Source organism: Bradyrhizobium sp. CCBAU 65884, from assembly GCF_028128835.1.
GTDB classification, from domain to species: domain Bacteria; phylum Pseudomonadota; class Alphaproteobacteria; order Rhizobiales; family Xanthobacteraceae; genus Bradyrhizobium; species Bradyrhizobium ottawaense.
Window position 1 is genome coordinate 16,282 of the sequence record NZ_LBJU01000102.1, and the last position, 12,565, is coordinate 28,846.

The window sequence follows — 12,565 nt, forward strand, 5'->3', positions numbered from 1 at the left end:
TCATGCAACAGGTGCTTCGGGAGACTGGGCCTTCAGCTATGAGCGTCCTCCGGCGGAAGGCCGGGCGATCCGCCGAGCCGCTCACAAGGTCATATCCATCGTTTCGGGACGGGCGTGTCTGCATAAGCCATTCGGCGAAACAGCCCCCATCAAATTGCTAGTCGCGCGGTCCCTGCGGACGATCACGGTAAAGATGGGTGATCCAAGCGAAAAGTCATATACCGCAATTCAAACATTCGCGTTGCGAACGCCATTGAAGTCATTGGACAACGACCACTCATAGCCGGACGAATAGATGGCGAGCAGACCTCTCAAGTGGCCCTGGTGCAACGTAGGCTAACGATATCCGTCCCCCGAGATCGATAGCACCCTCGCAGCATCACACTCGAATCCAGATCGCGAAACATGTTGTAATTCCGCCGGATCCATTGATGCAGCTCGGTGGACCAGTCCTTCTCGTTGCGCAGATATCCAGTGAAGGAAAAGCTAAGCCGGTCTATATATCTTTTGAGGAACAGCGGAAGCGCGGTAATCCGAATTACTCGCTCGCGATCCATCGCTGCAGGTAATCCGCCGCGCAGCACGAATTCATTGTGGACGGTGACCAGCGACGCCGGCGGAATCCGCCGTTGCAGCATTTCATAGGCGCGAAAGGAGATCCGGTCTGCGCCCGCGACGAAGAGGACGACAGGGACGACATAGCAGCGCGCCGTCTCCTTCATGAAACCAATGTCTTCGCACATCTTGAAGAATTCGCCGAAGGCGTGGAAGCCGAGATCGATTACCTTGGGTACCCGATCGTGAATGATAAGAGGGTCCATCAGCTGCATCTTGCCGTAGGTGTCGATCACATCCGCGGTCTCGGTGATGTTGGGGAGGTAGTCGAGCAATGAGGGCTCGTTCAAATTGACATCAAACGACCGCGCTGTGCCGCTTTTCAGCAGCAAGAACTCGCTCATCGCCCGAGCGATGAGGGTTTTACCGACCTGCGGGCTAGGCGAGCAGATGATGTAGATGGGCGTCGCTAACATAGCCAGCAGATCAATTTCGTTCAGTTCGTGGGCCAGACCTCAGCTCGCCGATTGCCGACTACTTCTCGCCGGCCCCAGTGGCGGACTTGGCCCCGGCCAATTCCGTCAAGTTGATGCGATCAAATTCGCTCCAAACATTTGCCAGCCAGTGCCGGACATAGCCGCGCAGCACGAAGGAGTTGTTCGCGGGTTCATCGTTCCGTCCCTTGTTTGCGACGAAGTCTATGAATGGGACGGACGCGACTTCCACCTGTTCATAGGCCATCTCGTTAAGCTTCGGGATGGTCAACTCAGCGGCATGTTTGATGCGGTGAAAATAGGTATTATAGGTCGCTTGATCCCACTGGAAGAATTGAGTGTCGTTGATGAAGTTCTTGACCAGGTAGTACTTGGCGCCACTCATGAAGGTCGCGGTTTCCGCGATCTCGTCTAGCGAAGCGATGGATGATCCCAGGATGTGGAACACGGCAAATGTGATCTGGCCTGACCGTGCCGAGTCCAGAAAGCCGATGTCGCGCAAGGAAGCCAACGCAGAGGACAGTAGGCCCGCGCGAGCATCGATGACAGTGACTGACAGCCCCGAGTTCAGGGTATCGAAGATCTTCATCTGGTCCGCCGTCGTCGTCATGTCGACGATCTCGGTGATCTTGGGATAAAAACGCTTTAGCGTTCCCCGCGGCGACTCCGTGTCGAATGCGCGTGTTTGCACGTTGTTGACGCTGAAGTAGTCCAGTAGCGTTCGTGATACGGTCGTCTTGCCAACTCCTCCCTTGTCTGCACCTACCACAATTACAACTGGCTTCACCATGGAAATATCTCCTGAGACACTCGCTATTGCCGCGCGCAAATTGCGCATCGGCGCGCCTCTGCTTTGGTTGTGAACATGGCAGAAAGAAGGGGCAATGAACCTTCGATGCGAGAGCTCTGTAACCGATGAACGTTTTCAACATCAAGCGAGTGCGTCGTGTGATGATGCGGGCTCCGAGAACGGGAGTAATCACTTGTGCTGGTGATCTACGTGAGGTTTGTAGGGCAGCTGGAATGCGCATGTCACAATCAACGGTCCGCCTGTGGTGATCGTTGTATTGCCGTAGATTATCTATGATGCCGTCGCGGCCGCTACTGTTGCATGAAGCGACCGAATCTTACGTAGCGTCAGATTGCGAGCGACAAGCTGAAACGGGATAGCGGCGCGAAAATGAAGCGGTCGATCCAATCTGACCGTCTCGGCAAAGACGCGACCCCGGTAATCGCCGACAGAGGTGCGATTGAGAGGATGTGTTGCGCTCGCTGCCATTTGCCTCCCTTGTTCTCGAATGAAGATCTTGAGATCTCAACCAAGGGCGGCTCGTCAACCAGCGCGTATGGCGGGACTGCCGTCGAAGATGGATCGGAGGAGAACCTCGATGGCGCCGAATTCAGGGTAGACAATATATCTGCGAAGCGTTGGCTCTTAGCGGGCGTACGGGTCATTGGTCGCGCTCATTCTCATTTCATCTTCGCGATTCCGATCCGCTCTCGACCGCCTCGCTATCTCGAACGAGCCGATGCTTTCCGGCCGTCCGCCTGCGGTGCTGGGCTGGGGTCGCCGGCCTCCCTCTTGCCTTCAAGGGCGAGGGACAGTTTGAAATTGTTGCGCAGCATCGGGTTTGCAGGTTCCGCTGCGAGAGCTTGGCGATATAGTTCTTGGGCCTCCTGATGTCGGCCCTCGTGATCGAGAACAACTGCTTTGGCATTCAATGCGCGTAGGTCGCCGGGGGTTGCCAATAAGACGCCGTCGAGCACCTCAAGCGCATCCTTCGGACAGTTGCGTGCCAGCAGGGCTCGCGCAAGAGGAATCGCCGCATCGATGTTGTTCGGCTGTTGCTTCAATGCATCGCGCAGAGCCCTTTCATCAGGGTCCCGGCCGAGCGCGTGCGAAATGCGCTCGCGCGCGGCAGGGTCGATCTCGTTGCTGCGTGCGAGTTCCGATGTGGACGCCTGCTGCGGTGAAACACCAGGTCTATCCCAGCTCGCGCAACCCGTGAGCGGCACAACGGCGAGCAGTGCGAGTAGAGCTGGCCAGGCCCGCGAAAGAATGGAGCACAAGCACCTCCGGCCCCTGATCTCATTTGAATTCACAGGCTGTCTCATGACGAGCTGCTGTACACTCTTAGCTCGCAACGGGAAGGAGCCCGCCCCGTTCCGGGGTAGGGACCCTGTCCTTCGAAGCTGGAAGCTTAATGGATCCAATCGGTTGAACCGTGAAATCGGCAGCGAGGTCCTGATAGGATAGAACAGGCAGGTCGATCCCGTTGCGGGTGAGAAAGCCGCGCACGAAACGTCGGATGTCCATCGATCCAAGAATGACCGGCTGGCTCTTGCTTTGTGCAATGATCGAATGGATGTGACGGAACTGTTCAAGCAGCTTCTCGCTTTGCCATTCATCCAAAACTAGGTATGGGCCGACAGCAGTTTCGCGCACCGCGCCGCGCACAACTTCCTCGCTCTCGCGCTCGATGATAAAGGCGGCGACAACACGATGCGCATTAGCATAGCGGAAGCAGATCTGTCGCTTCAGAGTAGCACGAACATATTCAGTGAGCAGGACGGCGTTTTGCTCGCGTTCGCTCCATTCTGCCAGCGCCTCCAGGAGCAAGCGGGTGTTGCGGATGGGAATGCCTTCATCGAGCAGACGGCGCAGGACCTCGGCGATCCGAGGGATAGTGGCCGTACGCAGCACCTCCTTCACCAGGTCGGGGTATTCCTGCTCCATCCGGGCGAGCAATTGGCGGGTTTCTTGGATGCCGACCAAGCGCTGTGCATAGCGTGTCAAGGTGGAATGGAGACGCAAGGCCAGAATCTCGCTCGGCCGGTGATAACCTATTCCGGCTGCTTTGAGAGCGGCTGCATGCCGTTCTTCAATCCAGACCCGATTCGTCTCCGGGTCTTGCCGAAAAGGGATGCCGCTCAGTTCGATGTTCGCCACATCGTCGTTGAGCGCCAGTTGCGTTGGATCGATCACATCACGTTCAACTGGCACACTGTCGACATCAACCCTGAATTGCGACGCGGACAAGTTCTGGCCGATTTGGGCCGGGATGCGCGGAACGGTGATGCCAAGATCCGCCGATACCAATGTTGAAACACGCGCAATGCACTGTTCCAGCTCATCTTTGTCGATCGAATGCGTCAGGTCCGGTGCGAGAAATAGCGCGATCGGAAGTGCTTCCGCATGCACGGCTTGCTTCGGAGCCGGCGCCGAAGCAGCGCCGTCAGCGCCTCTCTTAGCGGAATTCTTGTCGGCTTTCGCGCCGACCTTGACATAGCTTGCCGCAGCAAAAAGAACAGCCAGGATGACGAACGGCGGCAAAGGGAAGCCTGGAACGACCCCCATGAATACCAAAACGCAGGCGGCTAACCTAAGCGCCTGCTTGCTTGCTGTAAGTTGGTGAACGATATCGGCGCCGAGCTTGAGCTTGGAAGGCCCGTTCACACGCGTGACGATGGTTGCGGCCGTAATTGACAGGAGCAACGCCGGAATCTGTGAAATGAGTGCATCACCGATCGTGAGGAGGGTGTATTGATGCAGCGCGTCATCGAGTGACATACCCTTAGAAAGCAAGCCGATGCTGATTCCGCCGAGCATATTGATGCAAATGACGATCAGACCGGCGATCGCGTCGCCCTTCACGAACTTCATGGCGCCATCCATGGCGCCATGAAGTTGGCTCTCTTGTTCCAGCGCCGCGCGCCGACGACGTGCTTCGTGTTGATCGATATGGCTGTTGCGCAATTCCGCGTCGATTGCCATTTGCTTGCCCGGCAGCGCGTCGAGTGTGAAGCGGGCCGACACCTCTGCGACGCGCTCGGCCCCTTTGGCGAGAACCATGAATTGAACCATGGTAACGATCAGGAATATGACGATTCCGACAGCGATATTCCCGGATATAACAAAATCGCCGAAGGTGTGGATAATGCTGCCGGCGTCGCCCTCGGCAAGAATCAGTCGCGTTGTTGCAATAGTCAGTGCCAGACGAAATACCGTCGAGATCAGGATGACGCCCGGCAAGGAGGAAAAATCGAGCGGCGTGCTGAGATAAAGGGCAACCATCAGCAGCAATACTGCAAAGCCGAGATTGAAGCCGATCAGCATGTCGATCACAATGATTGGGATCGGCATGATCATCATGCCGATCGCCAGAAGCAGCATCAAGGCGACCATGAAATCCGGGTGGGCCGGCGCGCGCACGACCAAGTTACGCAAGACGTTGGCCATGAAAGATTCCTATCGCTGATTGATGAAGGCTGTGCTCGCGCGCAATGACACGTAGCGCTGGAAAACATCACGAGCCTCGTTCATACGGCCGGCATGTCGCAGTGCGTGACTTCGCAAGAGCGTCATAGGCACGCGTGAAGACGGATGCACATCGACCGCGTCCAGCCGATCCAGCACATCGAGCGCTTCATCGCCAAGGCCCTCCGCGATAAGAGTGTAGGCCAGGATGCGGAGCAGATCGACGTCGTGGGAATGCTCGCGCGCTGCGATTCTCAGCAGAGCCAGACTCTGTGCACTTTGCCCGCACGCGAGGTGGACATAAGAGAGGGCGCAGAGCAGGTCGCGCTCGGGCCCGGAGATCGACAAGATATCGCCCGATTTGGAAGCTTCCGGTGTCAGCGTGGCGGGGACATGCTGCAATCCATTGCGGTCGACCATCGCTTAGCCCTTGATTATGCTGTTTTGATTGTGCCGGAGCAGAAGCAGCCGACGCAGCTCCTGCTGCAGGATTGCCAGACACTCACGGGCCGTCTTGTCGTCTGGCGTCGCCTCCAACGTCTGGGTTAAGCGCTCCAGCAGCACACCATGCTTATCCGCGCGCAGCACGTCCGGATGACGTAGACGTGGAATGACGAACGAGAGTAGGCCGTGTGAGAGATTGGACCCATAAAGGGAAGCCAGTACTGCGCGTGGGTCGATCTCTGCCCCGGCAGCCATCTCGAACAGGGCGACGCCCGAGACGGCGTTGATGGAATTGACCTCGAGAGCGGCTTCGCTCGCGCCTTCAATTGGCAGATTCTGCGCGGGCGCGTCTCGCCACGACGCCCGTTTCGTGCCGCCATCTGCATGAGCAACTCCGACTTCCATATCGACTTGCGAGGAGGGCGAGCCGGTAGCCGGTGCGTTCTGACCCACGTCTAATCCCTGCGATGAGGTGCCGGGCCCTACCGCGTGCTGGGGCAGCCTAGCCATCGACTTCTCCTTCTTTCTTGCAGGGTAGAGGCTCTAATACGGCAAAGCAGCAAATCGGCCGTTGCGGCTGAGTAGCACTCGCCCATCCTCAATTCGATCGACGGTCCACCCATTGCTTAATAGCGCACCCACGAAATACTTCTGCCCGCCGATAAGCAGATAAGGTTCGCTTCCACGCCAAACGGCTTGGACAGCAATTGAAGACGGCGTCTTCTCCTCTTTGACTGTGACTGCATTCACAAGGGTAGGGGTGCCGTTGGTTTGATGATCGAACCATTGCTGAATTTCTTGCCATTTTGCGACAACGTTAGGTGTGACGGTGCCTTCCGCGGTCACAACGCCAGGGCCCGAACCAACTTTGACATCAAATAGGCCCCGTCGTTCGAGCTCTTGCCGTAGCAATTCGGCGATTTCATCGGCAGCGCTCGCGTCATGATGATTGATGGCTGGTTTGGCGGCAAGCTCGACTGCCGGCAACGAGTCAGTACTCAGCGCCACCGCGCTGTCGGTAGGGGCGAAGATAGTTGAGACGGTGCCGATCGCGAAAGAGCTGAGCAAGAGGAGACTGAGTGCCACGATAGAACGACGTGAGCGAATGCTGGGGTCAGCTTGCGGGAGATCCTGCGTCGACCAGCGGATTGACATCGCTCCGACGTGAACGATCGCAGGAAGAGACAAACTGACGCGCTCGCCTGCGGTGATATTCTCGTGGCCGTCTACGCTGATACCAGCAGCAAGTGCCTCCACTTCGATCGAAGTGCGCTGTGGAATGATGCGAAGGTGATGCGGTTCGAGCCCTTGCTCAACGAAGATCATATCGGCATCGAGGCTGCTGCCGATAAGACTGTCGCCGACCGGCGCCTTGCCCCTCAGCCCGGTATAGAGCCCCGACAGCACCTCAAAGTCGAGCGAAATCGATTGGTTCACGGACAGTCTCCTGAACAACGAGAGAAGCCGTACGGCAGTGCCGTACGGCTCATTCAGAATTCGTCATTCACAGCGCGGCCATGATAAGCGACGCGGTGAGCCACTCGTCCTGCAGATTTACTGGACGCGTTCGTCGGCGACCTTCTTCTGGGACGAGAGCTCGGTCGTCATTCTGCGCATTTCCACGGCCTGAGCCTGAACCTTCTGGCTAACACGCTCGAACTCAGCCATCTGATTCTGGAAGCCAGCATCTCCCGTCTGCTGGGCGCCTGCCGCGCCACCGTTACCGCCAACATTATCAATTGCCATGTCGATTCACCTTTCTTCGTCGTATGTTGCTACATTGTGCCCTGTTACGTCGCGCGCACGGGCGAAACGATGACAGGAATGGAAAGAGACATGGGCTCGCCCCCGAGCGTGCTTCTGCTAAGGTTCAGCTCTGGGTTCTTGCCGAGAGTGTCTGGCTTGGTCTGCACGCTGCATTTTTCGTCGGCGTCTTTGATCTCGGCGGCCTTATCAGGGCCACTCTTCTCGACCTCCAGGTTATGGACGACTTTATCAAAGAACTTGTCGACGGTCCCGCCCACTGCGGAACCAATCGCCGCTCCGGCGGAGCCGCCGAGCCGTCCGCCGGCGGCGCTTCCGATCATTTCTCCGATCATCGGTTTCTCCTATGCTCGTCTTGTTACGCTCAATAGGCGACTCCTCGCCTAGAGTTCAGCGTGCTCATGCTAGGGGCGCTACCTTTCCAGAAGCTGACGAGCTACACCGTCGAGGCGACTGTTGCCGTAGGCCAGCGCTTGCTCGACTTATTGGTTGCCCAGCTAGCGCGTATAGTCGGCGCGCTGGAAAAGATCGTATGCGGGCTTCTCCGCCTCATGTAGAATTCTTTTCGAACCAGCGGCGGCGTTTCGGTTGCGTGCAGCGACGCGACCGGTTGATAAGACGATGGAGTGGTAGCGGCTGCTTGAGCCATTCAGTTCCAGCTTTGCCAGTTCGCGGATGTCGAAGGGAGCAAGTGTGGCGAACCCCTGATGTAGTGAAAGCTGACCGTGTAGTCGCTCGTCGGGCCTATACATCGCATCTGGAGCGCATGGGCCGCTGCGCTTTACGATCAATGTCATCGCAGCAAGTGCGACGTCGGTTGTCGTCAGCTTTTCGACAGGTATTGCGGGTAGCGTTTCTGACGTTGAATGCGCGTGCGATATGCTCGTGCCGTAACCGCGGAGTTGGATGAGGAGGGAGGGATCTCATCAGAGCTGCAGGTGCTGGCAACGGCAGGCATCTATGCGCTTCGGTGGGCCAATGGTGCATTCTCATGCAGGTCTGAATGGCGTTTCGGTGGACTAGCGCTTAACGCTTGCAGTTTTACAGCTTTCTTCTATCCAACAGGAGTGAACTAAATGGCGTATCTTCCCGTGGCCGGTCTTCCCGTGGTCGGCGCGCTCGATTCGGCGATGAACGGAGTGGTGCCGGAAGGCGCTGTTGTCGCTCCTGCTTTCAACGCCTTGTTGGGGCAGTATGCCCCGGTGAGCTATCAGAACCTACCGGCAGCCTCGCCAGCCCTGGTCGGTTCGGTCGTTGCAAGCGCCGTTCCGGTCGTCGTGGCTCCAGCAGTTACTACGCAGGCGTGCATGATGGCGCCGCCTCCTCCCGCCATGCTGGTGGGCCAGTCGAATCAGAGCTCTGAGCCTCCTGTGGATCCGGTGTGGACGCATGAGGTCAAGAATGGCAAGGCCACAATCAATCTCGGCGACAAGTATACGATTACGGCGGACGAGAAGGATGGCACCTGGACAGTTCGCAACAACCAGACCGGCCATGTCACGAAGATCCATGGCGACCCCCACGTCGATGCCGATGGCGACGGCAAGGCCGATTTCGATTTCAAGAAAGATATGACGTTCCAGCTCGACGATGGCACGAAAATTACTGTCAATAACGTCGACTACGGAAATGGTAAGGCAATCTCTTCAAAGCTTACCATTACGAACGGCCACAACGCGATGGTTGTCGAGGGCCTCGGCGACGATAAGGATGGCAAAAACAACCTGAGGGTGACGCAGTCCAACGCTGGCATGACCCTTGATGAGTTGACAGCCGATGGTGCTCAGACCATTCACGAGAGCGGCCAAGGCTGGGCCGATGGCGCCGGACGCGCGGTAAATCAGGCGAGTATCGATGCGGGTGAACAGGGATGCGGCCCAGGCAACTACCAGTATGCGCGTCAGCCGTCAGGCTCTGCAAGCCCCGTCTTCTTCGTTCCGCCTCCGCCGCCGCCTCTTGCGATGATGCCGGTTGCGGTCGCTCAGGCTCCCGCGCAGTCGCCTCAGCCGACGCCAGTTTGGTCGCATGAGGTGAAGGACGGCAAGGCGACGATTAACCTTGGTGATAAGTACACCATCACGGCTGATGAGAAGGACGGCACCTGGACTCTTCGCAACAATCAGACCGGCCATGTCACGAAGATCCACGGCGATCCTCACGTCGATGCGAATGGCGACGGCAAGGACGACTTCGACTTTAAGAAAGGCATGACCTTCGAGCTCGACGACGGCACAAAGATTACCGTGGACACGGTCGATTTTGGCAAAGGCAAAACCATTTCCTCAAAGCTGACCATCACCAACGGCGACAATGCGATTGTCGTCGAGGGGCTCGGGGATGACAAGGATGGAAAGAACAATCTGAAGCTGACGCAATCCAATGCCGGCGGAACCCTTGATCAGCTGACGTCTGATGGAGCTCAGACCATTCATGAGCAAAATCAGGGATGGGTTGACAACTCCGGACGCAGGGTGACGCAGTCGGTCATCGACCACAACGAGAACCCGGACGCGCCGCCGGATTACAAGACTCTGATGCGGGAAATGATGTTGCAGCGGATTGCGTGAGGCCGGATCCATCTTTTGAACAAAACGTTGAGGCGGGCGCTAGCGCCCGCTTTTCATGTTCGGCGAGCGACGATGAGCATAGCAGGAGCTGCGCTTATGGATCCAGAATCGCCGCTCTCGTCTGACGATCGCGTCAGCCAGAGCTTTGCGCCCAACCGCGCCAACAAGCGGGCCGCCCTCAGGACTAAGTACTGGCGACATCTCTCAATGCTGCGAAAAGCCCATTCTAGCGGACAGGCTCGCGGTCAGCCGCGGATCGGGCCAGTGACGGCCTGGCGAGCGCAATCGATTCTCGAATAAGGGGAATGATGCACGGCTAAACGTGGTATCATTGATTAGCCGTTGACAGCGCTGCGCGAGAGCGCTCCTATCGTCATCGTTTTGGGGCGGGATAGCGAGGAGCTTGCCCTGGCGTTCGGCCTTGCTGTACAGGCCTGCCGCAACGCAGCAGCGTTGGCCGAGTGATCCGGGCGCACACCGATTGGAGGACCCGCTCACCCAGCCATTTGGCGCATCGCTGAAGGCACGTTTGGCTCGCTGCAGGTACCAAGTCCCGCCTGCTTCGTTCAACCGGGCTCGTTTTTGAACGCCGCGTCCGATGCATCCCCATCCCGCCTCACCCGTCATCCAGCTCGTTCAAGGCATCATCCATATCCGACTGGGAGTCGCTTATAACTTGCGTGGCGACGGAAACGAGAGCCTTCTCGAAAGCTCGCTGCAACAACGCTGCAGGCGAACGGTCGCTGTTGCTCGCTCCGGTGTCGGGTTCTGCGCCAGGCTCTGGCCTTGTTGCTGCGATATCGGCTGTGCCTGCGTCCATGTCGTAACACCCAGATAGCGGCGTCGCCGCGAGATGACCTGCTTCCTGATAGCAGGGGCAGCTTGCGAGAAGCTGACGAAGATCGCGTCTCATGTGCGATGAGTTCTACGGTCACTGATGGTGACTTGCTTCGTGGACTTTCGGATGTGCAGAAGGGGTGTGCTCGCGACACGGAAAGTGGATCGACTGGCATCTGCCAGCGATCAGACCGCTTGTGTGCGCAAGCCCTTGGTGAGGGAATATGAAGTTCCGGCTCGGCGAATTATCTTGCATCATAAAAGTCACCACGCTGATCGCCGCGGTCCAGCAACCAAACGATGGACAAATCTCCGAAGCCAACTGTCATGGCAGACGCAGGAGATGTGACGCAAAACAGCCCTTGCGCTTGCGGCTTTTCTTCGCGGTCCTGATTCTCAAGGACTTAGACAGAGCAGCGCGGCAGAGATTCTTGTTACCTTTCTAATCCTGCAAGAGCGAGTCTCCCGGCGTGTACGCAAGCGCATCAAGATCGTGGGGCTACGCAAGCCTGCGGGCTCAGTTCGTAACGATTGCAATCGCTGCAGTGCGGAGTTCAATAGACCTTCGGCCTCACACAAAGTGCCAAGACTCTGATGATCATCGCTTTTGGAGCCACTTTGTCTGCTCGTGCCCTGCAATAAGACGGCTCGCCCTCTGTCACACGATGCGAAGAAAGGCGCGAGCCTCCTCGACTCGACCGGCACCTATGAAGCACGTGTTCGGAGGCCGCATTGGAGCTCTAAGTCGTCGCACTACCTTCAAAGACGGCGCTAACGCGCCTTTCGATCGAGCATCCCGTGGCTAATGCCATACATTCGCGGCTGCCTCCATGAGCTGGCCGTCTTAGACATTGCTCAGTCTGGGCACCTTAGCTTTCGAGAAGCTGACGATCAGATGGATTGAAGCCAATGCTGGTTCGACCGAATCGGCGGAGACACATCATCAAGTATCATTTCCGGCCTCGACCGGCTTCGCGCATGTCGCCGTCCTGGTGCGGGGTGTCGGATGAATAATGACCTTCGGGTCGTCCGTCCCGAATGACCGTGCTCGAGGAGCCGCGAAACAACATCAAAACCGAGTCGCGTTGTGGCCTTTCGGCCGCGGCGGGCTCCCGCCGGGCCTGCGCCTCCGCCACAAGGCCCTTGAGGGTCTGGTCCACCAATGCAACAAAGCGCGGTGGGCCAGAAGCCAGGACGAGGCCCTCTCCCGGAGCCGGTTTCACGATATAGCGCTCATCGGAGATGTTGAGCGCATCGAGCGCGGTCTTGAACGCATCGAAACTGAGCGGGTTCAACACAATGAGCCGGCTTTGCGCCTCGTGGGCAGCGGAGACGTAAAGGACAAGCCCGTCGTAGTACCATTGAAGATTGTAGAGGGCTGTCAAGCGATCAAGGAACTCTCGCGGCGGAAGGTCCGGCATTCGTCCGCGGATCCTGCCCCTTACCTCGGCACTGACATTGACCCTGATATTGAGATTGTTGCCGAACTCCTGAAGGGCCGCAGAAAGATCCTGATCGAGAACGGTGTAGCTATAAGCGGTCGAGGGTAGTGAAAGGGATGCGCCAAACGCTCGCATCATTCCGAGATAGATGATCCCACCCACACAGAGAGCTCTCTTTAAAATTTGCACCATCTTACATCTTAC

The 12,565-nt window shown here is 57.6% G+C and carries 12 protein-coding genes; 1 reads left to right on the top strand and 11 read right to left on the bottom strand.

From position 1 onward, the window contains the following. Positions 1-311: 311 nt before the first annotated feature. The 10 genes from XI03_RS10400 to XI03_RS10445 all read right to left on the bottom strand — a co-directional run bounded on the left by XI03_RS10400 (position 312) and on the right by XI03_RS10445 (position 8,312). Entirely contained in the window at positions 312-1,031 is a 720-nt protein-coding gene (locus XI03_RS10400) for a hypothetical protein (protein WP_271592075.1), read from the bottom strand. A 58-nt stretch (positions 1,032-1,089) separates the two neighbouring features. Further along, positions 1,090-1,839: a hypothetical protein gene (locus tag XI03_RS10405; protein ID WP_271592076.1), complete on the bottom strand. Its 750-nt coding sequence runs from the start codon at positions 1,837-1,839 to the stop codon at positions 1,090-1,092. 722 nt (positions 1,840-2,561) lie between these two features. After that, the gene (locus XI03_RS10410) at positions 2,562-3,119 is read right to left on the bottom strand and encodes a tetratricopeptide repeat protein (protein WP_271592077.1); all 558 of its coding nucleotides are present in this window, start codon (positions 3,117-3,119) and stop codon (positions 2,562-2,564) included. Between the two features lie 64 nt (positions 3,120-3,183). Then, entirely contained in the window at positions 3,184-5,289 is a 2,106-nt protein-coding gene (gene sctV, locus XI03_RS10415) for a type III secretion system export apparatus subunit SctV (protein ID WP_271592078.1), read from the bottom strand. A 9-nt stretch (positions 5,290-5,298) separates the two neighbouring features. After that, positions 5,299-5,727, bottom strand: coding sequence for a tetratricopeptide repeat protein (locus XI03_RS10420; protein WP_271592079.1), 429 nt, complete (start codon positions 5,725-5,727; stop codon positions 5,299-5,301). Between the two features lie 3 nt (positions 5,728-5,730). Continuing rightward, positions 5,731-6,204 (bottom strand): hypothetical protein, encoded by a 474-nt coding sequence (locus XI03_RS10425; RefSeq protein WP_271592080.1) that lies wholly within the window; start codon positions 6,202-6,204, stop codon positions 5,731-5,733. A gap of 90 nt (positions 6,205-6,294) precedes the next feature. After that, entirely contained in the window at positions 6,295-7,188 is an 894-nt protein-coding gene (locus tag XI03_RS10430; protein ID WP_271592081.1) for a SctD/MshK family protein, read from the bottom strand. Positions 7,189-7,305: 117 nt separating this feature from the next. Then, on the bottom strand, positions 7,306-7,497 hold the full coding sequence (locus tag XI03_RS10435; protein WP_271592082.1) for a hypothetical protein: 192 nt from the start codon (positions 7,495-7,497) through the stop codon (positions 7,306-7,308). A gap of 44 nt (positions 7,498-7,541) precedes the next feature. Continuing rightward, positions 7,542-7,850: a hypothetical protein gene (locus XI03_RS10440; RefSeq protein ID WP_271592083.1), complete on the bottom strand. Its 309-nt coding sequence runs from the start codon at positions 7,848-7,850 to the stop codon at positions 7,542-7,544. Between the two features lie 162 nt (positions 7,851-8,012). Next, entirely contained in the window at positions 8,013-8,312 is a 300-nt protein-coding gene (locus tag XI03_RS10445) for a hypothetical protein (protein WP_271592084.1), read from the bottom strand. Positions 8,313-8,591: 279 nt separating this feature from the next. Between XI03_RS10445 and XI03_RS10450 the strand changes: the two genes are divergently transcribed. Further along, positions 8,592-10,082, top strand: a complete 1,491-nt coding sequence (locus XI03_RS10450; RefSeq protein WP_271592085.1) for a DUF1521 domain-containing protein — start codon at positions 8,592-8,594, stop codon at positions 10,080-10,082. 1,787 nt (positions 10,083-11,869) lie between these two features. On the opposite strand, the gene XI03_RS10455 is transcribed toward XI03_RS10450, so the two are convergent. Then, positions 11,870-12,499: a secretin N-terminal domain-containing protein gene (locus tag XI03_RS10455; RefSeq protein ID WP_442869708.1), complete on the bottom strand. Its 630-nt coding sequence runs from the start codon at positions 12,497-12,499 to the stop codon at positions 11,870-11,872. Positions 12,500-12,565 lie beyond the last annotated feature (66 nt).